This is a genomic window from Micromonospora musae (assembly GCF_003626635.1).
In the GTDB taxonomy this organism is placed as follows: Bacteria; Actinomycetota; Actinomycetes; order Mycobacteriales; family Micromonosporaceae; genus Micromonospora; species Micromonospora musae.
In genome coordinates, this window is the sequence record NZ_RAZT01000002.1 from 169,162 (window position 1) to 192,265 (window position 23,104).

General features: G+C 73.9%; 25 protein-coding genes. 10 read left to right on the plus strand and 15 right to left on the minus strand.

Going from position 1 to position 23,104, the window contains the following annotated elements:
- Window positions 1–636: 636 nt before the first annotated feature.
- Window positions 637–1,662, minus strand: a complete 1,026-nt coding sequence (locus tag D7044_RS03760) for an adenosine deaminase (RefSeq protein ID WP_120681375.1) — start codon at window positions 1,660–1,662, stop codon at window positions 637–639.
- Window positions 1,659–2,453, minus strand: coding sequence for a trans-aconitate 2-methyltransferase (locus D7044_RS03765; RefSeq protein WP_120687994.1), 795 nt, complete (start codon window positions 2,451–2,453; stop codon window positions 1,659–1,661). Before D7044_RS03765 ends, D7044_RS03760 begins: the two co-directional genes overlap by 4 nt.
- Before the next feature lie 83 nt (window positions 2,454–2,536).
- On the opposite strand from D7044_RS03765, the gene D7044_RS03770 reads away from it, so the two are divergent.
- A complete protein-coding gene (locus D7044_RS03770) occupies window positions 2,537–3,520 on the plus strand; it encodes an aldo/keto reductase (RefSeq protein ID WP_120681370.1) in 984 nt (327 codons plus the stop codon).
- A gap of 124 nt (window positions 3,521–3,644) precedes the next feature.
- Window positions 3,645–3,842 (plus strand): hypothetical protein, encoded by a 198-nt coding sequence (locus D7044_RS03775; RefSeq protein WP_120681369.1) that lies wholly within the window; start codon window positions 3,645–3,647, stop codon window positions 3,840–3,842.
- 146 nt (window positions 3,843–3,988) lie between these two features.
- Here D7044_RS03775 and D7044_RS03780 read toward each other — a convergent pair whose 3' ends face one another.
- The 7 genes from D7044_RS03780 to D7044_RS03810 all read right to left on the minus strand — a co-directional run bounded on the left by D7044_RS03780 (window position 3,989) and on the right by D7044_RS03810 (window position 8,272).
- Window positions 3,989–4,192, minus strand: coding sequence for a cold-shock protein (locus tag D7044_RS03780; protein WP_013732668.1), 204 nt, complete (start codon window positions 4,190–4,192; stop codon window positions 3,989–3,991).
- Between the two features lie 291 nt (window positions 4,193–4,483).
- Window positions 4,484–4,756, minus strand: a complete 273-nt coding sequence (locus D7044_RS03785) for a DUF4235 domain-containing protein (protein ID WP_120687995.1) — start codon at window positions 4,754–4,756, stop codon at window positions 4,484–4,486.
- Window positions 4,753–5,100 carry a DUF3618 domain-containing protein gene (locus tag D7044_RS03790; protein WP_120681367.1) on the minus strand — a complete coding sequence of 116 codons (348 nt, stop codon included), beginning with the start codon at window positions 5,098–5,100 and terminating at the stop codon, window positions 4,753–4,755. The genes D7044_RS03785 and D7044_RS03790 overlap by 4 nt, the downstream gene beginning before the upstream one ends.
- A complete protein-coding gene (locus tag D7044_RS03795; RefSeq protein ID WP_120687996.1) occupies window positions 5,097–5,531 on the minus strand; it encodes a phage holin family protein in 435 nt (144 codons plus the stop codon). Before D7044_RS03795 ends, D7044_RS03790 begins: the two co-directional genes overlap by 4 nt.
- A 217-nt stretch (window positions 5,532–5,748) precedes the next feature.
- A complete protein-coding gene (locus D7044_RS03800; RefSeq protein WP_120681361.1) occupies window positions 5,749–6,945 on the minus strand; it encodes a mechanosensitive ion channel family protein in 1,197 nt (398 codons plus the stop codon).
- 73 nt (window positions 6,946–7,018) lie between these two features.
- Window positions 7,019–7,840 (minus strand): DUF1206 domain-containing protein, encoded by an 822-nt coding sequence (locus tag D7044_RS03805; RefSeq protein WP_120681359.1) that lies wholly within the window; start codon window positions 7,838–7,840, stop codon window positions 7,019–7,021.
- Between the two features lie 63 nt (window positions 7,841–7,903).
- Complete coding sequence (locus D7044_RS03810; RefSeq protein WP_120681357.1) at window positions 7,904–8,272, minus strand: hypothetical protein; 369 nt, start codon at window positions 8,270–8,272, stop codon at window positions 7,904–7,906.
- 63 nt (window positions 8,273–8,335) lie between these two features.
- Here D7044_RS03810 and D7044_RS03815 point away from each other — a divergent pair, with 63 nt between their 5' ends.
- Together D7044_RS03815 and D7044_RS03820 are read left to right on the plus strand one after the other, a co-directional pair.
- Window positions 8,336–9,562 carry a cysteine desulfurase-like protein gene (locus D7044_RS03815; protein WP_120687997.1) on the plus strand — a complete coding sequence of 409 codons (1,227 nt, stop codon included), beginning with the start codon at window positions 8,336–8,338 and terminating at the stop codon, window positions 9,560–9,562.
- Window positions 9,559–9,849 (plus strand): GNAT family N-acetyltransferase, encoded by a 291-nt coding sequence (locus tag D7044_RS03820; protein WP_120681353.1) that lies wholly within the window; start codon window positions 9,559–9,561, stop codon window positions 9,847–9,849. The genes D7044_RS03815 and D7044_RS03820 overlap by 4 nt, the downstream gene beginning before the upstream one ends.
- A 49-nt stretch (window positions 9,850–9,898) precedes the next feature.
- On the opposite strand, the gene D7044_RS03825 is transcribed toward D7044_RS03820, so the two are convergent.
- Entirely contained in the window at window positions 9,899–11,395 is a 1,497-nt protein-coding gene (locus D7044_RS03825; RefSeq protein WP_120681351.1) for a glycoside hydrolase family 3 protein, read from the minus strand.
- A 300-nt stretch (window positions 11,396–11,695) separates the two neighbouring features.
- Here D7044_RS03825 and D7044_RS33220 point away from each other — a divergent pair, with 300 nt between their 5' ends.
- The 4 genes from D7044_RS33220 to D7044_RS03840 all read left to right on the plus strand — a co-directional run bounded on the left by D7044_RS33220 (window position 11,696) and on the right by D7044_RS03840 (window position 15,162).
- Window positions 11,696–11,821, plus strand: a complete 126-nt coding sequence (locus tag D7044_RS33220) for a hypothetical protein (RefSeq protein ID WP_255510787.1) — start codon at window positions 11,696–11,698, stop codon at window positions 11,819–11,821.
- 100 nt (window positions 11,822–11,921) lie between these two features.
- Entirely contained in the window at window positions 11,922–12,872 is a 951-nt protein-coding gene (locus D7044_RS03830) for a TIGR03557 family F420-dependent LLM class oxidoreductase (protein WP_120687998.1), read from the plus strand.
- 82 nt (window positions 12,873–12,954) lie between these two features.
- Complete coding sequence (locus D7044_RS03835) at window positions 12,955–14,586, plus strand: RecQ family ATP-dependent DNA helicase (RefSeq protein ID WP_120688216.1); 1,632 nt, start codon at window positions 12,955–12,957, stop codon at window positions 14,584–14,586.
- Window positions 14,587–14,658: 72 nt separating this feature from the next.
- Complete coding sequence (locus tag D7044_RS03840; protein WP_120687999.1) at window positions 14,659–15,162, plus strand: hypothetical protein; 504 nt, start codon at window positions 14,659–14,661, stop codon at window positions 15,160–15,162.
- A gap of 117 nt (window positions 15,163–15,279) precedes the next feature.
- Here D7044_RS03840 and D7044_RS03845 read toward each other — a convergent pair whose 3' ends face one another.
- Window positions 15,280–16,863: an MFS transporter gene (locus D7044_RS03845; RefSeq protein WP_199716459.1), complete on the minus strand. Its 1,584-nt coding sequence runs from the start codon at window positions 16,861–16,863 to the stop codon at window positions 15,280–15,282.
- 79 nt (window positions 16,864–16,942) lie between these two features.
- On the opposite strand from D7044_RS03845, the gene D7044_RS03850 reads away from it, so the two are divergent.
- Both D7044_RS03850 and D7044_RS03855 read left to right on the plus strand, forming a co-directional pair.
- On the plus strand, window positions 16,943–17,707 hold the full coding sequence (locus D7044_RS03850; RefSeq protein WP_233564867.1) for a TetR/AcrR family transcriptional regulator: 765 nt from the start codon (window positions 16,943–16,945) through the stop codon (window positions 17,705–17,707).
- 86 nt (window positions 17,708–17,793) lie between these two features.
- Window positions 17,794–18,786, plus strand: a complete 993-nt coding sequence (locus D7044_RS03855) for an AraC-like ligand-binding domain-containing protein (RefSeq protein ID WP_120688001.1) — start codon at window positions 17,794–17,796, stop codon at window positions 18,784–18,786.
- 218 nt (window positions 18,787–19,004) lie between these two features.
- On the opposite strand, the gene D7044_RS03860 is transcribed toward D7044_RS03855, so the two are convergent.
- From D7044_RS03860 to D7044_RS03875, 4 genes are read right to left on the minus strand one after another with little or no spacing between them, the layout of a single operon-like run.
- Complete coding sequence (locus tag D7044_RS03860; protein WP_120681339.1) at window positions 19,005–19,988, minus strand: DNA topoisomerase IB; 984 nt, start codon at window positions 19,986–19,988, stop codon at window positions 19,005–19,007.
- Complete coding sequence (locus tag D7044_RS03865; RefSeq protein ID WP_120688002.1) at window positions 19,972–20,916, minus strand: glycosyltransferase family 9 protein; 945 nt, start codon at window positions 20,914–20,916, stop codon at window positions 19,972–19,974. The genes D7044_RS03860 and D7044_RS03865 overlap by 17 nt, the downstream gene beginning before the upstream one ends.
- Window positions 20,913–21,614, minus strand: a complete 702-nt coding sequence (locus tag D7044_RS03870) for an SDR family oxidoreductase (RefSeq protein WP_120681336.1) — start codon at window positions 21,612–21,614, stop codon at window positions 20,913–20,915. Before D7044_RS03870 ends, D7044_RS03865 begins: the two co-directional genes overlap by 4 nt.
- Window positions 21,611–23,101 (minus strand): PfkB family carbohydrate kinase, encoded by a 1,491-nt coding sequence (locus D7044_RS03875; protein ID WP_120688003.1) that lies wholly within the window; start codon window positions 23,099–23,101, stop codon window positions 21,611–21,613. The genes D7044_RS03870 and D7044_RS03875 overlap by 4 nt, the downstream gene beginning before the upstream one ends.
- Between the last annotated feature and the right edge of the window lie 3 nt (window positions 23,102–23,104).

Genomic DNA, 23,104 nt, shown 5'->3' on the forward strand with positions numbered 1-23,104 from the left:
GGCCAATCCGACGAAGAGCGAGCGCATTAGTCACTGACAGTAGCTGGCGCTCATCGGGGTGCAGAACAGATGGCGGCGAGGGCACGGTCCCACGCCGACGCTTTGGAGCTGATGACGCGGACGATTCAGCACGAGCCGGCGCCCGCTAACCGCCGGCCCTGCCGACCGCTCCTACCCGCCCACCACCACACCGGCGGCTCGCCGTGCCGGTCGGCCGTAGGCGTGGCGGGCCAACGACGGCCCGGCGAAGCGACAGCCCGACAGACCAGCAGAGCGGCGCGATGACGTCGACGGCTCAGCTCCAAAGGAGCCGGCCAAGACATCCACCCCCGGGCCCGTTCGCCCGCCCGATGGCATCTCCGACCGGGAGGCGGTCGGCTCCGCTCGCCACCGTGCGCGGCGGCCCGGGGCGGGGCCGGCTGTGCGGTTGCGCAAGTCTTCCTTAGATCCGACTTAACGGTGGCCCCGGCCCCGCCGGCGCCTGACAGGATCTTCGTACGAACCCATCAGCTCCACCGGGGGGCGCAGCCGCGCACCCACTCCTCCGGTGGAGCCGTGCGCGCGGCGGGAGATACGGTCCCCCCACACCTGCTCCCGCCGCGCGCCCTTCGTACGAACCGCCACCGCGAGCCGGAGTCAGCGCCCGGCGACCGCCAGGTACGCGTCGATCTCGCCGACGATCCGCTGCTTCTCGGCCGGTTCCAGGAACGAGGCGGCCACCGCGTCCCGGGCCAGCCCCGCGACCCCGTCCGCCCCGACGCCCAGCAGCCGGGCCGCCACGGCGTACTCGTCGTCGAGGGTGGTGCCGAACATCGGCGGATCGTCGGAGTTGATCGTGACCAGCAGCCCCGCCTCGACGAGTCGCGGCAGCGGGTGCTCGTCGAGGTTGGCCACCGCACGGGTACGCACGTTGGAGGTGGGGCAGACCTCCAGGGCGATGCGGTGCTCGGCCAGGTACTCCATGAGTTCCGGGTCCTGCGCGGCGGCGATGCCGTGCCCGATCCGCTCCGCGCCGAGATCACGCAGCGCGTCCCAGATCGTCTGCGGGCCGGTGGTCTCCCCGGCGTGCGGCACCGAGCGCAGCCCGGCCGCGCGGGCCTGGTCGAAGTACGGCTTGAACTGCGGCCGGGGGACGCCGATCTCCGGCCCGCCCAGCCCGAAGCTGATCAGCCCGTCCGGGCGCTCCTCCAGCGCGATGCGCAGCGTCTCCTCGGCCGCCGCCAGGCCGGCCTCGCCCGGAATGTCGAAGCACCAGCGCAGCTCGATGCCGAAGTCGGCCGCGGCCCGCTTGCGGGCGTCCTCGATCGCCTCGCAGAAAGCCGGGGCGGGGATGCCCCGCCGCACGTGCGAGTAGGGCGTGATGGTCAGCTCGGCGTACCGGACCTGCTGGCGGGCCAACTCCCGGGCCACCTCGTGGGTGAGGATCCAGACGTCCTCCGGGTCACGGATCAGGTCCACGACGCTGAGGTAGACCTCGATGAAGTGGGCGAAGTCGCGGAACGCGAAGTAGTCGACCAGTTTCGCCGGGTCGGCCGGCACCGGGCTGCGCCCCTCGTGCCGGGCGGCGAGCTCGGCGACGATCCGGGGTGAGGCGGAGCCCACGTGGTGCACGTGCAGCTCCACCTTGGGCAGCCCGGCGATGAAGGTGGAAAGGTCGGTCACAGGTTCTCCTCGGCACGGCCGCCGGTACGGGCGACGACGAAGACGCGGCGGAACGGGAAGTACACCTGACCTTGGCGGACCGGGTACGCCTCCGCGAGGCGTACCTCCAGCTCGGCGCGGAAGTCGGCCCACCGGTCCGGGGCGAGAGCCGCGCGGACCGGGCGCAGCGCCGTGCCCTCCATCCAGGAGAGCACCGGATGCGCGGCGTCGGCGCGGGCCGGGAGCAGGTGCACGTAGGTAGTTTCCCAGGCGTCCACCGCGCAGCCCGCGTCGGCCAGCAGCGCAGCGTAGTCGGCGGGGTCGTCGACTGGGGCCTCCCGCAGCAGCGGCAGCAGCTCACCCCGCCAGGGCGCGGCGGCGGCCACCGCACGCAGCGCCCGGTGCGACGGGGCGTCGAAGTTCCCCGGCACCTGTGCCGCCAGCCAGGCGCCGGACGGCAGCTGCCGCGCCCACCGCCGGAGCAGTTCCTGGTGCCCGGGCACCCACTGGAGCAGCGCGTTGGTGACCACCACGTCGACCTCGGCAGTGGGCCGCCAGTCGCGTACGTCGCCGACACCGAACTCGACGGGGACGCCCAGCTCCGCCGCCCGCTCGATCATCTCCGGCGACGAGTCCAGCCCGACCACCCGGCTTCCGGGCCAGCGCTCGGCCAGGACGGCGGTGAGCTGGCCGGGGCCGCAGCCGAGGTCGACCACCGCACGGGGCGCTCGCGCCGAGATGCGGGCGATCAGGTCGTGGAACGGCCGGGACCGCTCGTCGCCGTAACGTAGATACGTCGTCGGATCCCACATGACGCCTCCCAAACCGTACGTCCGTCTTGTTAACCGTACGGGCCGGTGCTCGCCCCGGCAAGCCGCTCACTAGGCTCGACGACATGGAGCAGCGCACCTTTTCCCGACTCGGACGGACCGTCGGCGTCGTCGGCCTCGGAGCCTGGCAGCTCGGCGCCGACTGGGGCACCGTCACCGAGGACGACGCGACGGCGATCCTGGCCGCCGCGGTCGACAACGGTGTCACCTTCCTGGACACCGCGGACGTCTACGGCGACGGCCGCAGCGAGCAGCTCATCGGCCGCTTCCTGCGTTCCCGTCCCGACGCCGGGCTGACCGTGGCCACGAAGATGGGCCGCCGGGTCGAGCAGCGGCCGGAGGCCTACACGATGGCGCACTTCCGCGAGTGGACCGACCGCTCCCGCGCCAACCTCGGCATGGACACTCTGGACCTCGTCCAGCTGCACTGCCCGCCCACCGCCGTCTTCGCCGACGACGCGGTCTTCGACGCCCTGGACACGCTGGTCGCCGAGGGTGCCATCGGCGCGTACGGGGTGAGCGTGGAGACCTGCGACCAGGCACTCACCGCGATCGCCCGACCCGGCGTGGCGAGCGTCCAGATCATCCTCAACGCGCTGCGCCACAAGCCCCTCGAACGGGTGCTGCCCGCCGCAGCCGCCGCCGGAGTCGGCATCATCGCCCGCGTTCCGCTCGCCAGCGGCCTGCTCTCCGGCCGGTACGACGAGCACACCACCTTCAGCCCGGACGACCACCGCAACTTCAACCGGCACGGCGAGGCCTTCGACGTCGGCGAGACGTTCTCCGGCGTCGACTTCGAGCTGGGGCTTTCGGCGGTGCGCCGGCTCGCACCGCTGGTCGGCCAGGGAAGCAGCATGGCCCAGTTCGCGCTGCGCTGGGTGCTGGACCAGCCCGGGGTCACCGTGGTCATTCCCGGTGCCCGCAACACCGAGCAGGCCCGGCGCAACGTCGAGGCGGCCGCGCTGCCGCCACTCTCGGCCGAGCAGCTGGGCGGTGTCCGGGACGTCTACGACGAGTTGATCCGCCCGCAGGTCCACGACCGGTGGTGACCCGCCCCCGCCGGGTCCTCGCCCCGGCCGCTCCGGCCGGGGATGCTGGACCCGGCCGCCGGCGGATCGCCGGCGAGGCCCACCAGCGGCCGGTGGGGCCGCGACACCGGAAAGGGGGTGCCCGATGAGGGGCTGGTTCCTGCTCACCCTCGGCCTCTTGGCGGTAGTGATCGGTGCTGTCTGGACGGTCCAGGGACTGGGCTACGTGGAGGGCAGCGTGATGACGGGCGAGCGGATCTGGGTGGTGGTCGGCCCGGTGGTGGCGCTGGCCGGCCTCGCGGGGATCTGGGTCGGCCTGCGTAACCGCCGCCGACGCTCCTGACCCGACCGCCGCGCTCACCCACCCGGCCGGCCCCGGCGGGTGCAGTGTGGAAACGGAAGACCCCACGTCCCGGGCGGGACGCGGGGTCTCACTGTTGATCCGCGAGCGGATCGGACCGCTGACCGGTCAGTCGCCGGTCAACGCCGTCAGAGGGGGCGGACCTGCTCAGCCTGCGGGCCCTTCTGACCCTGGGCGATCTCGAACTCCACCCGCTGGTTCTCCTCCAGAGTGCGGTAACCGCTGCTCTGGATGGCCGAGAAGTGGACGAACACGTCAGCACCCCCGCCGTCGACGGTGATGAAGCCGAAGCCCTTGTCAGCGTTGAACCACTTCACGGTTCCCTGCGCCATGTGTATCTCCTTCTAAAACCGGTGGCCGAGCACGCCGTGCGGCCGATTGGCCGTTTTCGAGCAGCGGCGCCTGAGGCGGCCCCCGGTGAAGGAGACTTCTCTCAACCCACGCCATCTCGCAACAGCGGGGACAGCAAACCACGTACGCAAAAACTCTGCACAGTCTAGACGACGAAATTCTCCGACATGTGACCTGACGGTTGTCGAAGATCCGCTGGGTGGGCCCTTACCGCCATGCGAAAGGCCCCCTTCCGTGTCGATGTGGAAGGGGGCCGAACACGAAGATGTGGATCATTCGGGCCAACGCCCGGTGAGGCGTCGTACGCCCACCGCGCCGCCCCGGTCCACCGCCGCCCGGACGACCGCGAAGATGGCGCCCTGCAAGGCGGCGGCCGCGAGGATCTCGCCCCAGCGCCGGTCCTCGTCGGTGGCGTCGGGCGCCTCCCCGTCGCCGGCCGTGAGCTTCCAGATCTGCCGGAAGACCGCACCGGCGACCGTGCCGGCGGCGATCCCGAGCAGCACTCCGACCGGTTTGTAGGCGACCCTGCCGATGGCCTTGCTCACCTGCGCCTCCCTTGAACGATCAGCAGCACGACCACGGCGGCGACCGCGCCGACCGCGACCACGGCCAGCGGAGCCGGGTTGCGCCGGGCCAAATCGCCCCTGCGGTACGCCTGCGTGCGGGCCTCACCGACCCGCTGCGTCGCCTGCCCGCGCATCCGGTGCATGGTCGACGCGGCCTGCGCCCGCATCCGCTGCCGCGCCTGACCGGCGGACTCCTTCAGCCGGGCCTTGACGTCGGCCTTCGCGGCGAGCGCCTCCATCGTCTCGCCCAGCTCGACCCGGGTCCGCCGGATCTCCTCCCGCAGCGCCTCGGTGTCGAGCGGCCCGTGACCGTTGCCCATCATGAGCGTCTCCTGTCCTTCACCGCCGCGGCGAGGACGTCCATATCCGCCCGTACGCTGCGGACGGTCACCGCCGGCACCGGCGGGACGGCCCGGCTGACCTGCTGCTTGCCCACGATCGCGAGGATTCCGGCGAGCAGGAAGAGTCCGACCCCGATGATCAGTGCGGCGGCCCACGCCGGTAGCACCAGGTCCAGCAGCAGCACCGCGGTGATCACGAGCACGCCGAGGCCGTAGAACGCCAGCGCTCCGCCCCCGCCGAAGAGGCCGATGCCGATGCCGGCGTGCTTGCCCTTCTTGGTCAACTCCACCCGGGCCAGTGCCAGCTCGTCCCGCACGAGACGGGAAAGCTGCTCGGTGGCCCGCTGCACCAGCTCGGCGGTGGAGGGCTCGCTCCCGTTGCGGGATGTGCGGGCGTCCGCCAGGTCAGCCATGCTGTCCTCCTTTCGTCATCACCGCGCTGTATGCCCGGAGTCACCGTTCGCCAATCCTGTGCGGGTCGCCCTGACGCAAAGAGACGTCCGGCAGCAGGTCCCCGGTAGCAGCCGGGTCAAACCTCCCGGACGGGGCCGGCCCTCGCGTCGCCGACCTCTCCGACACGGAGAACGCTCACACCGGCCGGGAGGAAACGTGACCGACGCGTCCGACCGGTCAGCGACGCGCCTCGACCGGCTCGTCCGGGCCGACGAAGGCCTCGCTGCGGGCGTCGCCGTCGTCGCTGCCGCCGAAGAGCCGCGCGTCGTCGGGCACCTCACCGTCGGTCGGCCGGCGCGCGGGGCGGCGCGGCTGTACCCACTGCCAGGGCAGGTCACTGCGGGCGTCGCCGAGCTCGGTACGGAGCCGGGGCATCGCCGTCGGACGCTGGTCGCGCACCCAGCCGACCAGGTGCTCGCGGACCAGGCAGCGCAGGTCCCAGAGACTTCCCGCGTCCGCGGCGCTGACCAGCGCACGGATCCGCACGGTGCCGCCCGTCGCGTCGGTCACCTGCAGTACGCAGACCCGCCCGTCCCACAGCTCGGTGCTCTCCACCAGCCGGCGCAGCTCCTCCCGCATCGCCTGCACCGGAACCGCCCAGTCCACATCGAACTCGGCCGTGCCGAGCACCGCCGCCTCGGTCCGGGTCCAGTTCTGGAACGGCGTGCTGGTGAAGTACGACGTCGGCAGGATGAGCCGACGATCGTCCCAGATCTGCACGACCACGTAGCTGAGGGTCAGCTCCTCGATGCGGCCCCACTCCCCCTCGACGACCACCACGTCGTCGAGGCGTACCGCGTCGCTGAAGGCGAGCTGGAGCCCGGCGAAGACGTTGCCGAGCAGGCTCTGCGCGGCCAGCGCCGCCACCACACCGGCCACCCCGGCGCTGGTCAGCACGCCGGCGCCCAGCCCCCGCACGCTGGGGAAGGTCATCAGCATCACGCCGAGGGTCAGGATCACGATCACCGCGATGGTCAGCCGGCGCAGCATCACCACCTGGGTCCGTACCCGGCGGGCGTGCCGGTTGTCCGGCACGTCGACCCGGAACCGCGCCAGCGCGGTGTCCTCCACCACCACCAGCAGCGCGGCCACCAGCCACGCGACGCTGGCGATGACCGCGAGCACCAGGAAGTGCAGCAGGGTCCGCCGCCAGGGCGTGCCGACCGCGTAGCCGGTGCTGAACCGGACCGCGAACTGGATCGCCAGGACGGTCGCGGCCACCTGGAACGGGCGGTGGGCATGATCGGTGAGCTCGGTCATCAGCCGCGACCGGCGGCCGAGCCGACGGTTCACCCGGTGCACCACCGCGGCCACGAAGAGGGCGATCGCCGCTGCGGCGAGCACAGCGACGATCATCTCGAGATAGTTCTGCACGGACTCACTCCTCTGATCCGGTCACGTTCGCCTATCCGGAGCCCGACCGGGGTTCCGGCACGCTGTGGCCGGGTCAGACGCGGCGGTAGCGGGACTGGAGGAAGCAGTAGATCCCGAAGGCCGCGATGCCGAGCGCGACCAGGGTCAGCAGCAGGGAGCCGTACGACTGCTCGCGCAGGGTGTGCAGGGCGGCGTCCAGGCCACGGGCCTTCTCCGGGTCGTACCGCACCGCGGCCACGATCACCAGCAGCCCGGCGATGCCGTACGCGACTCCCTTGGCCGTGTATCCGGCGACGCCGAGCCGGCGGGCGAGCATCCGGGTGCGCCCGCTCATCGCGGCGACCTTGAGGTGCTTCTCGAAGCGCTTGGCCAACCCGTAGACGACCAGGCCGACGCCGATCGCGGCGAGCACCAGCCCGGCGAGGCCGACCAGCCAGCGGCCACCCGGGGACTCCATGGCCCGGCCGGTGAGCGCCTCCTGCTGGTCGGCGCTGTTGGACCCGGCGTCGGAGAAGACCTTGAACGCGGTCCAGGCGAAGTAGAGGTAGACCAGGGTGCGCCCGAGCGAGGCGACCCGTTCCCAGGTGCGCTCCCGGCCACGTTCGGCCCGGTGGCCGGTGGCCGCCTCCAGCGCCTGCCAGATCGCCATCGCGAGCAGACCGACGCCGGTCGCGACGACCAGCACCTTGCCGAGCGGCTGGGCGGCGAGGGTGCGCAGCGCACCGGACTGGTCGCCGTCGTCGGCGGACCTACCGAACGCGATCTGCAGCGCCAGCCAGGCGAAGAGCAGGTGCACGATCCCGTAGCCGACGAAGCCGACCCGGGTGAGTAGTTCCAGCCACCGGCTGTTCGCCGTGCGGGCGGCGGTGGCTTCGGCGGTGTGGGTGAGAGGCATGGATGCCACAATCACCACCGGGGAAGATCCCCAAACCCCCGGCCGCCGCCGCCCGGTGCCGGATCAGCTACCGCCGCCCTGCGAGACGCGGATCTTGACCTCCTGGTCGGTGACGCTGTCCAGCGTGACCGACAATCCGGCCACCTCGGTCGCCTGCTGGCCGGTGAGCAGCGTGACCTGCTCACCGGCGACCTCGACGGTCACCTGCTCGCCCTCGGCGCCGACCAGCTTGGCCTCCACGCCGAGGATGTTGGCGCTCGCCTCGACGCCGCGCTGGAAGGTGATCGTGCAGGAGCCGGCGATGCTGCAGTCGGTGTCGGTCCCCTCTGAGCTGCAACCGGCCAGCAGGGCGACGCCGAGCGCCAGGCCGGCCAGCGAGGCGGCGGCACGACGGGCGAGGGTCAGCGAGGTGTTACCAGGTCGGTTCGTCACCTCGCCGAGGGTACGAGACGCCCGCCAGGCTGCCCGGCGGCGACGCGCGTTAGGGTCGGCGACATGCCGTTCGACGTCACCCGGGTTCGTGCCGCCTATCCCGCCCTGGCCGAGGGCTTCATCCACTTCGACGGTGCCGGGGGCTCCCAGACCGCCACGCCGGTGATCGACGCGGTCGCCGGGGCGATGCGCAGCGCGGTCAGCAACCGCAGCAGCGCGTTCCGCCCCGGGCAGCGCGCGCTGGAGCTGGTGGCCGCTGCCCGCTCGGCGGTGGCCGACCTGGTCGGCGGCGACCCGGCCGGGGTGGTGTTCGGGCCGAGCTCGACGGCGCTGCTCTACACCCTGGCCCGTACCCTCGGCGCCGGCTGGCGCCCCGGCGACGAGGTGGTGCTCTGCCGGCTCGACCACGACGCGAACGTGCGCCCCTGGGTGCAGGCCGCCGAGGCGGCCGGTGCGACCGTACGGTGGGCGGAGTTCGACCGGGAGACCGGCGACCTGCCCGTCGACCAGTACGCCGACCTGGTGAACGAGCGCACTCGGCTGGTCGCGGTGACCGCCGGCAGCAACGCGATCGGCACCGCGCCGGACGTGCCGGCGATCGCCAAGATCGCGCACGCGGCCGGCGCGCTGGTCTGCGTGGACGGGGTGCACGCCGTGCCGCACGCGCCGACCGACCTGGCCACGCTCGGCGCGGACGTGCTGGTCACCAGCGCGTACAAGTGGTCCGGGCCGCACCTCGCGGCGATGGTGGGCGACCCGCAGTGGTGGTCCACGCTGCGGCCCGCGAAACTGATCCCCTCCTCGGACGCGGTGCCCGAGCGCTTCGAGTACGGCACCCCCAGCTTCCCGCTGCTCGCCGGGGTCGCCGCCGCCGTCGACCACCTGGCCGGGCTGGATCCGGCGGCCACCGGTGACCGGCGGGCCCGGCTCCGGGCGGGGCTGACCGCCGCCCAGGCGCACGAGGAGGCGCTGCTGGACCGGCTGCTCACCGGGCTCGCCGGGCTGGACGGCATCACCGTCTACGGCGCGCCGGCGCGGCGCTGGCCGACGGTCTCCTTCCGGGTCGCCGGGATGTCCCCGGCGCAGGCGCAGGCCGCGCTGGGCGAGCTGGGCCTCTGCCTCTCGGCCGGCGACTACTACGCCTACGAGTACTTCACCACGATGGGTCTGCGCGACAGCGGCGGCGCCGTCCGGGCCAGCATCTACCACTACAACACGGCCGACGAGGTGGACCGCCTGCTCGGCGAACTCGACCGGCTGGCCGCCGCCGGGAGGACAATGGCCGGGTGAGCAGCCTGGTCAAGGACAATCCGGCCAAGCGCCGGTTCGAGATCCTGGTCGACGACGCGCTGGCCGGCTTCGCCGAGTACGCCCAGCCCCAGGGCGAGCTGGTGGTCTTCACGCGTACCGAGGTGGATCCCCGGTACCAGGAGAAGGGCGTCGGGTCGGAGCTGGTCCGCCGGGCGCTGGACCATGTGCGCGCCCGGGGCGGCCGGGTGGTGCCCGAGTGCCCGTTCGTGGCCGCCTTCATCAACCGCCACCCCGAGTACGCCGGCCTGGTGACCGAGGCGCCGTGATCCGTCGGGGCGGGGCTCGTCCGCCCCGACGGAGGTCGCCGCGGACGGCTCAGCGCGCGCCGGTCAGCAGCTCCGCGGCGGCCAGCCCGGCAGCCCGGGTCGCCCCGTGCGTGGCGACGTGGACCGCGCCGACGACCAGCTCGGGCACGCCGAGCTCGATCACGACCGCGTCCGGACGGGCGGCCAGCGCGCGCCGCACCCCGGCCCGCATCCAGTCGTGCCGGTGCAGGTCGCGCACGACCAGGACCACCGGCCGGTCGCCGGCCCCGGCGACCGGGTCGGCCGGTACGTCCGGTTCGGCGTACCGGTGGGTGGTGGTGCCGGGAAGCAGCCGGCTGAGCGGGGCGCCGATGCCCCACGGGGTCTCCGCTCCGATCGCGATGTTGCGGGGCGGCTCGAACTCGACCACGTACGCCGCCCGGGCCAGCGGCAGGGCGTCCACACTGTTCGACGGCGTGACCCGCAGCGCGCGCCGCGCGGCGGCCAGGCCGACCGGCGAGGCGTCGGCGGGCAGGCCGTCCGCCCCGGTGCGCGCCGCCCGGGCGGCGGCGGTCCACTCGGCGAGCTGGCCGACCCGCTTGGCCGCCTCGGCGAGCCGCTCCTCCGGAAGCTCGCCGGAGATCACGGCGGCCACGATGGCGTCCCGCAGCTCCCGGGCGTCCTCTTCGCCGGCCCGCTCTCCCCCGACACAGATCGCGTCCGCGCCCGCCGCGAGCGCCCGCACCGCGGCGCCGGCGAAGCCGTACCGGTCGGCGACCGCCCGCATCTCGACGGCGTCGGTGATCACCACTCCGGAGAATCCCAGCTCGTCGCGGAGCAGCCCGCCGAGGATGCGTGAGCTCAGTGTGGCCGGCAGCTCCGGGTCGAGCGCCGGAACGAGCAGGTGGCCGGTCATCACCGCCTGCGCCCCGGCATCCACCGCGGCGCGGAACGGGGCCAGCTCGACGGCGTCCAGCCGGGCCCGCCCGCCGCCGATCAGCGGCAGGTCGTGGTGCGAGTCGATCTGGGTGTCGCCGTGGCCGGGGAAGTGCTTGGCGCAGGCGGCGACCCCGCCGGACTGCAGCCCGCGGATCCAGGCGGCGGTGTGCCGGGCCACGAGCTCCGGGTCCGCGCCGAAGGACCGTACGCCGATCACCGGGTTGGCCGGGTTGGAGTTCACGTCGGCGTCCGGCGCGTAGTCGAGGGTGACGCCGAGGCGGGCGAGGTCCGCTCCCAGATCGCGGGCGACCTCCTCGGTCAGCTCCGGGTCGTCGACCGCGCCGAGCGCGAAGTTGCCCGGACGTGAGCTGCCCCGTCCCGACTCGATCCGGGTGACGTCGCCGGCCTCCTCGTCGATCGCCACGATCACGTCGGGACGCTCGGCGCGCAGCGCCGCGGTGAGCTCGGCGACCTGCGCGTGGTCGACCACGTTGCGGGCGAAGAGCACCACCGACCCGAGCCCCTCGCCCAGCCACCGGCGGATCCAGGGCGGCGCGGTGGCGCCGACGAAGCCGGGTTGCAGGACAGTGGCCGCGAGGGCGGCCAGGTGGCCCGTGGGCTCGCTCACGCCGACGCCTCCCCACGGTCGGCCTCGACGCGAGACTCAACCGCACTGAACTCGATGACTCGCTCGCTGCGCTCGCTCACGCCGACGCCTCCCTACGGTCGGCCTCGACGCGAGACTCAACCGCACTGAACTCGATGACTCGCTCGCTGTGCTCGCTCATGTGGCCCCCGTACCCCCACGTTCTCTGCGCCTGGCGGCCCGCCCCGGGCCGGGCGGTGCTGCCATGGTCACACCGTGCAAACAAATAGTCAATAAACCTTACAGTTGCCTGGGCCCGGGCCGGTGGGCAGAGTGCGAGGCATGGATTCCACGCTGCTGGCCGAGGCGACCAGCCCGGCCGACGTGCCCGGCGTACGACTGCTCGGGGTGGTGGTGGGCGGCCTGCTGCTGCTCGCGGCGATCCGGGCGATGTTCCGCCGCCGCTAGCGAGCACGCCCAGGCACCAGCGCGGCGGCCGGCGACGGTTGCCCGCCCCGGCACCGGGGTACCGCCCCCTCCTTGACCGGTGACGGCACGAGGGAGACACATGAGGATCGGATACTTTCTCTCCACGGAGGAGTACGGCCCGGCCGAGCTGCTCGAACAGGCACGCGGCGCCGAGCGGGCCGGCTTCGAGGCCCTCTGGATCTCCGACCACTACCACCCGTGGGTGGACGCCCAGGGGCAGAGCCCCTTCGTCTGGTCGGTGATCGGCGCGCTCAGCCAGGTGTGCCGGCTACCGGTGACGACCGCGGTCACCTGCCCGACCGTACGGATCCATCCGGCGGTGCTCGCCCAGGCCGCCGCGACCAGCGCCGTGCTGCACTCCGGCCGGTTCGTGCTCGGCGTCGGCAGCGGAGAGGCGCTCAACGAGCACATCCTCGGCGACGCCTGGCCCCAGGCCGACGTGCGGCTGGAGATGCTGGAGGAGGCGATCGAGGTGCTGCGCGAGCTGTGGCGGGGCGACTTCGTCAACCACCACGGCAAGCACTACACGGTCGAGCACGCCCGGATCTACACCCGGCCGGAGACCCCGCCGCCGGTCTACGTCTCCGGCTTCGGCCCGAAGGCGGTGGACCTGGCCGCCCGGATCGGCGACGGCTACCTCAGCACCATGCCCGACCCCGACCTCGTGCGAAGGTTCCGCGAGGGCGGGGGCGGCGACAAGCCGTGCCAGGGCGGCTTCAAGGCGGCGTACGCCGACAGCGAGGAGGACGGGATGCAGATCGCGTACGAGCGCTGGCCGAACTCCGGCGTACCGGGCGAGCTGTCCCAGGTGCTCCCCTCACCGCGCCACTTCGAGCAGGCCGCGCAGCTCGTCAAGCCGGAGATGATGAAGGAGTCGTTCGTCTGCGGCGACAGCGCCGAAGCGCACCTGGAGATGATCGACAAGTACGCCAAGGCCGGCTTCGACGAGGTGTACGTGGCCAACACCGGCCCGCACACCCAGGGGCTCTTCGACCTCTACCAGCGGGAGATCCTGCCCCGGCTCCGCTGAACCCCGCCCGTTGACGGGCCGGCGGGCCTCGGCCGGCGGAGGCGGTTTCGCCGCTGATCGGCTCGGGTACCTCCGGCCCTCGATGAAACTCACCCGGCACTCGACGACGTTGCGCCGCGCGGCGCGCAGCCTCTTCGGCTGGACCGCGCTGCGACCCAACCAACTGGCCGCCATGCGGGCGGTGATGAAGCGACGGGACGCCCTGGTGGTGCTCCCCACCGGCGCCGGCAAGTCGGCGATCTACCAGATCCCGGCCAGCCTGATTCCCGGACCGACGGTGGTGGTCTCGCCGCTGCTCGCGCTTCAGCAGGACCAGATCGCCGCGCTCAACGAGCGGCAGCGGCCCGAGCTGCGCGCGGTACGGGTCAGCTCGCACGAGAGCCCCGCCCAGCGGGCCGCCGCGATCGAGGAGCTGCGGGCGGGGCGGGCGGAGTTCCTCTTCATCACGCCGGAGCAGCTCAGCGATCCGGACCGGATGGCCGAGGTCCGCTCGCTGCGGCCGGCGCTGGTGGCGATCGACGAGGCGCACTGCATCTCGGCGTGGGGGCACGACTTCCGCCCCGACTACCTGGCGCTCGGCCACCTGATCGAGGGGATCGGCCGGCCCCCGGTCGTGGCGCTGACGGCCACCGCCTCGCCGCCGGTCCGCGACGACATCGTCGCCCGGCTGCGGCTGCGCGACCCGGAGATCGTGGTCTCCGGGCTGGACCGGCCGAACCTCTTCCTGGAGGTCGCGCACTGCCCGACGGAGGACTACCGGTGGCGGCGGCTGATCGCGCTGCTGGACTCCGACGGGAGGCCGGGGATCATCTACGTGCCGACCCGTCGCGCCGCCGAGGAGCTCGCCGCTCGGCTCACCGACACCGGCTTCCCGGCGCGGTACTACCACGGCGGGATGCCGGCCGGGGCGCGCGGTGAGCTGCACGAGGCGTTCCTGGCCGACCAGGTTCCGATCATGGTGGCCACGTCCGCGTTCGGCATGGGCATCGACAAGCCGAACATCGCCTGGGTGGTGCACATGTCGCTGCCCGACTCGCCGGACAGCTACTTCCAGGAGATCGGGCGCGCCGGCCGGGACGGGGCGCCCGCTCGGGTGCTGCTGCTCTGGCGGGCCGAGGACGTCGGCCTGCGCCGGTTCTTCAGCGGCGGCCTGCCCGACCGCACCGAGTTGCGCGACCTGGGCGCGCTGCTGCGCGAGAAGCCCCGTAGCCGCAAGGAGCTGCGCGAACCGACCGGGCTGGGCCCCCGCAAGCTCGGCCAGTACCTGTCCCTGTTGGAGCAGGTCGGCGCCGCCGAGCCGCGGGCGAGGGGGCGGATCGGGGCGCCCCGCTACGCCCCGAACCCGGTGGACGCCGCCGCGGCGGCGCTGGCCGAGGCCGAGCGGCAGCAGGCGCTCACCCGATCCCGTACCGACATGATGCGGGCCTTCGCGGAGACCACCGGCTGCCGCGGGCAGGCGCTGCTGGCGTACTTCGGTGAGCAGATGACCGAGGTCTGCGGGCACTGCGACAACTGCCACGCGGGCACCAGCACCGCTGACGACGGCGCGGTCGGGCCGTTCCCCGTGCACAGCCAGGTCCGTCACCCCGAGTGGGGATCGGGGCTCGTGCTCGGTTACGAGGAGGAGCGGATGACGGTTCTCTTCGACGAGGTGGGGTACAAGACGCTGTCGGTGCGTGTGGTGTCCGAACAGGAGCTCCTCACGCTGGACTAGCCTGAGCCGGGCGTCGCGTCGGCGCCCGCCCGAGATACGTGCACCAACGAAAGAGGCGGAAGGGGCGTTGCCGTGATCGAACAGCCGGCGTACACCGGGTTCGGGTTCTCCGACGGGGAGTGGGGGCTGCTGGTCGGGCTGCCGCAGTCGGTGCTGACCGCGGCCAGCGCCGCCGAGTCCGACGGCACGCGCCGCACCATGGCCGAGAACGCGGCCGGGATGGAGACGATCGCCGCCGGCCGCGAGTCGGCCAACCGGCTGGTCGCCGCCGTGGCGGGCGAGATCGTGACGCGGGTGGGCGATCCGGAGGCCGGCGAGGAGCTGCCGGCCATCTCCCCGGCCGACCCGAAGGCGATGATCGACGACGTGCTCGGCCGGGCCGGCGAGGCCGCGGCCCTGCTGGCCGCCCGGGTCGACGAGGGCGAGGCGGGGGCGTACAAGCACTGGCTGGTGGAGATCGCCGAGCAGGTGGTCGGCGCGGCGTCCACCGGCGGCGTGCTGGGGCTCGGCGGTGACGTGGTGAGCGACTCCGAGCGCCGCTTCCGCGACCGGCTGTCCCAGGTCCTGAACGACTGACCCGCTGACCTCCCGACCCGCCTGCTGCGCGATTCCGCGCCTCGCCGTCCGGTGTGGCGGGCGGCTGCCCCGCTGCGGAGTGCGGGGGGCGACGCGCAGGGGCGGGTCGGGCCGGGGTCAGCGCGGCGCCGGGGCCGGCACGGCGGGGTCCGCGTCGGCGGGCGCCGCCGCGTCTGCGGGGTCCACGTCGGCGGTGACGTGGACGCCGCGCAGCGTGGCGACGGCGAGCAGCGCGGCGAGCAGCATGAGCCCGCCGGCGACGCCGGCGGCGAGGTGCAGCCCGTCGGTGAACGCGGCCACCGCGGCGTGCCGCACCACGGCGGCCGTCTCGGCGGGCAGGTTCCCGGCGACCGAGAGCGCGCCGGCGAGGGTCTCCCGGGCGGCCGCCACCGCGTCGGCGGGCAGGCCGGTGGGCAGGCCGTCGAGCGTCTCGCGCCGGTAGACGGCGCCGCCGACGCTGCCGAGCACGGCCATGCCGAGCGCCCCGCCGAGCTCGCTGCTCGACTCGGTCAGCCCCGATGCCACCCCGGCCCGTTCGGGCGGCGCCGCGCCGAGCACCAGCTCGGTGACGAGGGACATCACCACCACCAGCCCGGCCGCGTAGATGCTGGCGCCGAGCAGCAGGATGATGAGCCCGTCGTCGGCCGGCACCCGGGTGAGCACCACGAAACCGCCGGCCGCGATGACGAAGCCGGCGCCGATCAGCCAGGCCCGGTCGATCCGCCGGGCCAACGTGGCCGCGAGGGGGGCGATCCCGCCGACCGCCACCGACGGAACCAGGCTCCACAGTGCCGCGCGCAGCGGGCTGAGCCCGAGCACCGACTGGAGGTGCTGGGTGGTGAAGATGGCGAAGCCGACCATGGCGAACATGGCGACCAGGTTGACCCCGATCGCGCCGCCGACCGCGCGGCGGCGTACCAGCGCCAGGTCGACCATCGGGTGGGTGAGGCGGCGCTGGCGGTGGACGAAGAGCAGCGCGACGAGCAGCCCGGCGGCGATCGCCGATGCCGGGCCGGTCGCCCAGCCGGCCCGGGCCAGCTCCTTGACGCCGTAGATGACCGGGAGCAGGGCACCCAGCGAGAGCAGCGAGCTGAGCACGTCGAAGCGGCCGGCGGCCGGGTCCCGGAACTCGGGCACCAGGGCCGGCGCGAGCAGGAGCAGCAGAGCCATCGCCGGCAGGTTGATCAGGAAGATCGATCCCCACCAGAAGTGTTCGAGCAGGACACCGCTGAGGACCGGGCCGACGGCGATGCCGGCGGTCAGCGTGGCGGTCCAGATCGCGATCGCGGTCCCGCGTTGCTTCTCGTCGTGGAACAGGTTGCGGACCAGCGCCAGCGTCGACGGCATCAGGGTGGCGCCGCCGACGCCGAGCAGCGCCCGCGCCGCGATCAGCGTGCCCGAGCTGTCTGCGTACGCAGCGAGCACCGACGCCGCGCCGAACGCCACCGCGCCGCAGAGCAGCAGCCGGCGTCGGCCGATGCGGTCGCCCAGGGCACCCATCGTGATGAGCAGCCCGGCGAGGACGAAGCCGTAGATGTCGAAGATCCAGAGCTGTTCGGTGCTGGTCGGACTCAGCTCCGCGCTGATGAAGGGAACGGCGAAGTAGAGCACCGAGACGTCCATCGAGACCAGCAGCAGGGGCAGCATCAGCACGCTGAAGCCGATCCACTCGCGACGTCCGGCGCGGCGTGTCGAGGTCATGGGAACTCCTTCTGCGTATGCCATACGCTTAATTGCGTAGACCATACGCAGAACTAGGATGGGCCGGCAAGGAGGAATCGTGGAGCCGACACAGAACGAGACCGGCCCGGCGCTGCCGCCGGTCATCGAGGCCGCCTGGGGGCTGCGTGAACGCGCGCCCAAGGGACCCCGCCCCGGGCTGACCCTGGCCGGGATCGTGGCCGCCGCCGTCGCCATCGCCGACGCCGAAGGGCTCTCCGCCGTCTCGATGAGCCGGGTCGCCAAGGAGCTGGGCGCGGCGACCATGGCCCTGTACCGGTACGTGGGCGCCAAGGACGAGCTGCTGACCCTGATGGTCGACGCGACCTTCGGCGAGCCACCCGCCCCGGGCGGGACCGGGCCGGACTGGCGGGTCGGGCTGGCCGGGTGGGCCTGGGCCGAACGCGCCGCCCTGCAACGGCACCCGTGGGTGGTCCGGGTCCCGATCAGCGGCCCACCACTGACCCCGTACAGCCTCAGCTGGCTGGAGAACGGGCTCCGCTGCCTCGCCGGCACCGGGCTCACCGAGGCCGAGAAGATGTCGGTGATGCTGCTGCTCAGCGGCTACGTGCGAAGCGACGCGCAGCTCACCGCGCAGATCCAGGAGGCGAGTGCCGCCTCCGGCCGACGGATGGACGAGATCATGCCGGAGTACGGGCAGCTGGTCGCCCGAGTGGCCGACCCGGCCCGCTTCCCGGCCCTGCACAAGGTGATCAGCGCCGGCGTGATGAGTCAGGAGGACGGCCCGGACGACGAATTCGTCTTCGGCCTGGACCGGCTGCTGGACGGCGTCGAGACCCTGATCCAGGCCCGGACGACCGCCTGACCGGGCGGCGACACCGGCCGGACGGCGGTGAGCGTGGTCGGCGGGTCGAGAATGACCGCGGGCCCGGCGACGAAGGGGGACGGTCGATGACGGCACTGCGGGTCGAGACGTTGGACACCACTGTGGTGGCACCCGCCGACCGCTTCGCGCTCTGGGTGGAGATGGCCGACCGCGTCTCCGCGCCCGTCGCCTTCACCAGCGAACACGCCGCCGACTTCCGCGGGCACGCCCGGATGATCGACCTCGGTGGCATCGAGCTCACCCGGTTCCGCTACCAGTCCCTGATCGGCCACCGGACACCGCGCCTGATCCGACAGGCAGACCCGGAGGTCTACCAGATCGCCCTGGCGACGAGCGGCAGCTGCGCGATCAGCGCGAGCCGGCGGGACACCGCCGTCCCGGTCGGCGACTTCACGCTCGTCGACTGGGGCCGGCCGCACGACCTCGAGCACGCCGGAGCAGCCGACGGACTCACCCCGGCGGCCTCGGTGACCGCTGTCATCCCCCGGGCACTGCTGCCGCTCGCCGCCGACAAGGTGGACCGGCTCACCGCCGCGCGGCTGTGCGGGTCGGCGGGCCCCGGCGCGCTGCTGGCGCAGCACCTGCACCGCATCACCCGCCACCCCGAACAGTTCCGGACCACCGACGCGCCGTACCTGGCCGACGTCACCCTCAGCCTGGTCTCCGCCCTGCTCGCCCGCCACCTCGACGCCGAGGACGAACTCCCCACCGACGTACGCCAGCGGGCGCTGCTCGCGACGGTGCGTGACTTCCTCGAACGCCACCTCGACGATCCGCAGCTCAGCCCGCAGGTCGTCGCGGACGCGCACCACATCTCCCTCCGAACACTGCACCGGCTCTTCCAGACCGAGGACGACACCGTCGCTGCGACGATCCGCCGACGACGCCTGGAACGGTGCCGCCGTGACCTCGCCGACCCGCTGCTGCGCCACCGGCCGGTCCATCTCATCGGGCAGCGTTGGGGCCTCACCGACCGGGCGCACTTCAGCCGGGCGTTCCGCGCCGCCTACGGCCTGGGCCCGCAGGCCTACCGCGCCTCCGTCGGCTCGCTCCACTGACCTTCGGCGCGGATTGGCACGGACAGTCAACCCACACGGCGCCGACGGTCAAGCCGAGGACGGCAGACTGGCCCCCGAGTGGCCGGCGACGGGGGTCCGGCCGCCAACGGGGGCCGTGGCGTGCGCCCGCCGCCCTGCGGTGGCGGCGGGTCGCCGCCTCGGTGACCGCCGAACGCTCCGGCTCCGTCGCCTCCCCCCAGGACCGGGGACGGAGCCGGTCAGGCCTCCTCCAGCAGCTCCAGCACCGCCAGCTCGGCCTTCTCGCGCGGCGCGCCCGGATCCACGGTCACCACGACCCCGTCGTGGTAGAGGTCCACCACCCGCGGGTCCACGTAGGAGGTACGGGCCACCGTCGGGGTGTTGCCGAGCAGCTCGGCCACTCCCCGCATCACCCCGGCCACCGCGCGCCGCCGCCCCGTGAGAGAGCGCGCCGGCTCCGCCGCGGCCAGCTCGATCGCGGCCAGCACGGTGGCGTGCCAGGTCCGGAAGTCCTTCGCGGTCATCTCCCCGCCGCTGGCGTCGCGCAGGTACCCGTTGATCTCGTCGGCGCGGACGTCCCGCCAGTCCTGCCCGTCCCAATAGCCGAAGAGACGCTCGGCGCCCCGTCGACGCCGACGTAGGTTCGTCAGCACCCGGCACAGCTCCGGATCCTCGACGAGGCGCACCTGCTCGATCCCGCCCTTCGCCGGGAACTCGAAGATCACGCACCCGCGCCGCGTACGGGCGTGCTCGGGACGCAGCGTCGACACCCCGAAGGTCGGGTCGTCCCCGGCCGCGTACTGGTCGTTGCCGACCCGGAACGCCCCCATGTCGAGCAGCCGGGCCACCGTGGCGAGCACCCGGTCGCGGTTCAGCCCGCGTCCGTCGAGGTCCCGGCCGACCCGCGCTCGCAACGTCGGCAGTCGCCGCGCCACCTCCAGCACGTGGTCGAACTTCGCCTCGTCGCGCTTCTCCCGCCAGGTCGGGTGGTAGAGGTACTGCTTGCGTCCCGCCGCGTCCACGCCGGTGGCCTGGATGTGCCCGTTCGGCCACGGGCAGATCCACACGTCCCGCCAGGCCGGCGGCACGACCAGGGCCCGGAGTCGGGCCAGCTCGTCCGGGTCCCGCACCGGGTCACCGGCCGGGTTCAGGAAGAGCCAGCCGGTGCCGCGCCGCCGCCGCCGGTACCCCGGCCGACCTGGATCGCTACGCCGTAACCGCACCGGACTCCCGCTCCACCTCGTCCACGGCGGCCGAGACCTCCTCGACCCCGAGGGCCGTCAATGACGGGTGGCTTCCTACCCCGTCCCAGCTGGGCCAATCCCGCTCCCCGGCCCAGATCACCCGATGCCGGGGCCGGTCCGGCGGCGGCCCCCAGACCGCCGGTGGCACGGGGCCGAAGAGCACCACCGACGGGGTCGCGAAGCCGGTCGCCAGGTGCGCCACCCCGGTGTCCCCGCTCACCACCACCCGGGCGTACGCCACCAGGGCGGCCAGCTCCCGCAGCCCCGTACGGCCGGCGAGCACCGCGTCGGCGGGCAGCCCGGCGCGCACGGCCACCCGAACGGCCAGCTCCCGTTCGTCGGGCGAACCGGTGAGCACCACCCGATGGCCCCGCGCCGTGAGCCCCCGCGCCAGCGCGGCGAACCGGTCGGCCGGCCAGCGCTTCCCGACGATCTTCGAGCCGGGGTGCAGCACGCTCACCCCGGTCGGCACGCCGGCCGACGGGGGCCGGCGCAGCGTCAGGTCGCACCGGTCGGCGGGCATGCCGTACCACTCCAGCAGCCGGCACCAGCGCCGCACCTCGTGCTCGGACTCGTCCCACGCCGGCCCGTCGGCGAAGCCGGCCGACGGGTTGCCGAAGCCGAGCAGTCGGCCGGGTCGGACGGCGGCGAGCATCCGGTGCGACTGCGGGCCCCGCCCGTGCAGGTTCACCGCCAGCCGCGGCGGCGCCCCGGCCCAGCCCATCCGGCCCAGCCCCGGGGTGTCGACCAGCCGGTCGACGCCGCCGACCAGCTCGACGAGCGGCGCCAGCCAGGCCGGCGCGGCGAGCACCAGCTCCCGGTCGGGGTGGGCGGCCCGCAGCGCACGCAACGCCGGGACGGCGGTGGCCAGGTCGCCGACGCCGAGCGCGCGCAGCACGAGGATCACGGGTAGGACGACTCCTGCTCGGCGCAGACCACCATCTCCCGTACCGCGCAGCCGGGCGGCTGGGCCAGCGCGAACATGACCGCCGCCGCGGTGTCGGCCGGATCGTTGAGCACCGCGTCCGGCCCCGGGCGGTACTGGGCGTCGCGCTCGTCGAAGAAGGCGGTACGCATACCGCCGGGGACGAGCAGGGTGACACCGACCGCGCCGGCGAGCTCCGCGGCGAGCGCCCGGGTGAAGCCCACCACCCCGAACTTCGCCGCGCAGTACGCGGTGGCGTCGCTGACCGCCTTCACGCCGAGCGTCGAGGCGACCGTGACGACGGTGCCGCGAGAGGCCTCCAGATAGGGCAGCGCGGCCCTGATCACCGCCGCCGTGGCGAGCAGGTCCACGGCGATGATCCGCTCCCAGGTCTCGGCCGGCACGTCGGCCAGCCGCCCCGGCACGTCCCACCCGGCGGCGGTCACCACCGCGTCCAGACCGCCGGAGCGCTCGGCGAGCTGCCGGGTGGCCGCCTCGGCGGCCCGGGTGTCGGCCAGGTCGCACTCGACCCACGGCACCCCGTCGCCGGGCGGCTGCCGGTCGATCACCAGCGGTCGCCCGCCGGAGCGGGCCACCGCCGCCACCACCGCCGCGCCCAGTCCGCTCGACCCGCCGGTGACCAGGACGGTGGTTCCGGCCCCGGCCGGCGCGGCCGTCATCGCGTCCGCTCCACGGTCGGCGCCGACGCTGCCGTGGACCAGTCGACCCCGGCGGCCGGGGTGCCGGCGAACCGGCCGCCCACGCGAGCCGCGGCGATCATGTCGGTGGTGGAGCGCCCCTCCAGGTACGGCACCACCACCGTGTGACCACCCCATCGCCGCAGGATCTCCGCCTCGGGCAGTGCGGGATCGTCACCGACGCCGGTGGCGTAGTCGCCGCCCTTGACCCAGACGTCGGGACGCAGCCAGGTGAGCGCCGCGTGCGGCGTCGGCTCGTCGAAGATCATGACGCCGTCCACACAGCTCAACGCCGCCAGCAGCCGGCTCCGGTCGCCCTGCGCGACCACCGGCCGGTCCGGCCCCTTCAACCCGGCCACGCTGGCGTCCGAGTTCAGGCAGACGATCAGGCAGTCGCCGAGCTTCCGGGCCGCCTGCAACGTCGCCACGTGCCCGGCGTGCAGCAGGTCGAAGCAGCCCCCGGTGGCCACCACCGTGCCACCGGCCGCGCGCACCTCGGCGAGGAGCGCGGCCACCTCGGCGAGGCCGACGCGTTCCCCGCCCGGGCCGGAGACCGTACCCGGCTGCGGACGCGCCGGCGGCGGCAACGCGGCCGCCACTCCCCCGGCCGCCACGTACGCGGAGGCCTCGGCGACCGCCTCCTGCACCGCCTCGGACACCAGTGCGCCCCGGGCCAGGGCGAGACCGGCGGCGACCGCGAACCGGTCACCCGCACCGCAGGTGTCCCCCTCGGCGTTGCTCGGCGCCGACACCACGAGCGGCGTCGAATCGGTGTGGCAGAGCAGCGCGCCGTCCCCGCCGAGGGTCACCGCGACCGCGCCCGCCCGCCACCGTCGACGCAGCCCCTGCGCGCCGCGCGAGGCGGTGGCGAGCCGGGTCGCCCCGGGCAGCGCCGGGATCAACTCCCGCGCCTCGGACTCGTTCGGGGTGGCCAGCTGCACGCCGGGCACCGCGGCCGGGCCACGCGGATGCGGGTCCCACACCACCGGAGCCCGCGTCGCGGCCAACGCCGCGCGCAGCGCCGGCTGCCGGGCCACCCCACGGCCGTAGTCGCTGACCAGGACGGCGGAGGCGTTCGCGATGACCCGCAGCACCGCCTCGGCCGGCTCGCCCGGCTCACCCGGAACCCCGCCGCGGTCGTGGCGCAGCAGCACCCGGCCACCGGCCCGCAGCCGGATCTTCTCCGGCGTGGCCCCGGCCAGCGGCAGCGCGTACACCTGGACACCGGCGGCGGTCAGCAGCGCGCTCAACCGGGCCCCGCCGGCGTCGTCGGCGAGCGCGGTCACCAGCACCACCTCGGCGCCCTGGGCGGCGGCGAAGACCGCGGCCAGGCCCGCCCCGCCGGGCCGGTCGACGTACCCGGTCTCGTCGAGCACCGGCACCGGCGAGTCCGGACAGAGCCGGTTGACCACCCCCTCGACGTCCCGATCGAGCAGGGTGTCACCGATCACCACGACGGGTCCCGTCACGCT

What these genes read in the sequence shown, in the direction of transcription:
- D7044_RS03855 (WP_120688001.1), top strand. Translation starts at nt 17,794, where the DNA reads ATGACGGCACTGCGGGTCGAGACGTTGGACACCACTGTGGTGGCACCC.
- D7044_RS03830 (WP_120687998.1), top strand. Translation starts at nt 11,922, where the DNA reads ATGAGGATCGGATACTTTCTCTCCACGGAGGAGTACGGCCCGGCCGAG.
- D7044_RS03845 (WP_199716459.1), bottom strand. Translation starts at nt 16,863, where the DNA reads ATGACCTCGACACGCCGCGCCGGACGTCGCGAGTGGATCGGCTTCAGC.
- D7044_RS03790 (WP_120681367.1), bottom strand. Translation starts at nt 5,100, where the DNA reads ATGATGGGCAACGGTCACGGGCCGCTCGACACCGAGGCGCTGCGGGAG.
- D7044_RS03775 (WP_120681369.1), top strand. Translation starts at nt 3,645, where the DNA reads ATGAGGGGCTGGTTCCTGCTCACCCTCGGCCTCTTGGCGGTAGTGATC.
- D7044_RS03805 (WP_120681359.1), bottom strand. Translation starts at nt 7,840, where the DNA reads ATGCCTCTCACCCACACCGCCGAAGCCACCGCCGCCCGCACGGCGAAC.
- D7044_RS03795 (WP_120687996.1), bottom strand. Translation starts at nt 5,531, where the DNA reads ATGGCTGACCTGGCGGACGCCCGCACATCCCGCAACGGGAGCGAGCCC.
- D7044_RS03765 (WP_120687994.1), bottom strand. Translation starts at nt 2,453, where the DNA reads ATGTGGGATCCGACGACGTATCTACGTTACGGCGACGAGCGGTCCCGG.
- D7044_RS03770 (WP_120681370.1), top strand. Translation starts at nt 2,537, where the DNA reads ATGGAGCAGCGCACCTTTTCCCGACTCGGACGGACCGTCGGCGTCGTC.
- D7044_RS03780 (WP_013732668.1), bottom strand. Translation starts at nt 4,192, where the DNA reads ATGGCGCAGGGAACCGTGAAGTGGTTCAACGCTGACAAGGGCTTCGGC.
- D7044_RS03815 (WP_120687997.1), top strand. Translation starts at nt 8,336, where the DNA reads ATGCCGTTCGACGTCACCCGGGTTCGTGCCGCCTATCCCGCCCTGGCC.
- D7044_RS03870 (WP_120681336.1), bottom strand. Translation starts at nt 21,614, where the DNA reads ATGACGGCCGCGCCGGCCGGGGCCGGAACCACCGTCCTGGTCACCGGC.
- D7044_RS03835 (WP_120688216.1), top strand. Translation starts at nt 12,955, where the DNA reads ATGAAACTCACCCGGCACTCGACGACGTTGCGCCGCGCGGCGCGCAGC.
- D7044_RS33220 (WP_255510787.1), top strand. Translation starts at nt 11,696, where the DNA reads ATGGATTCCACGCTGCTGGCCGAGGCGACCAGCCCGGCCGACGTGCCC.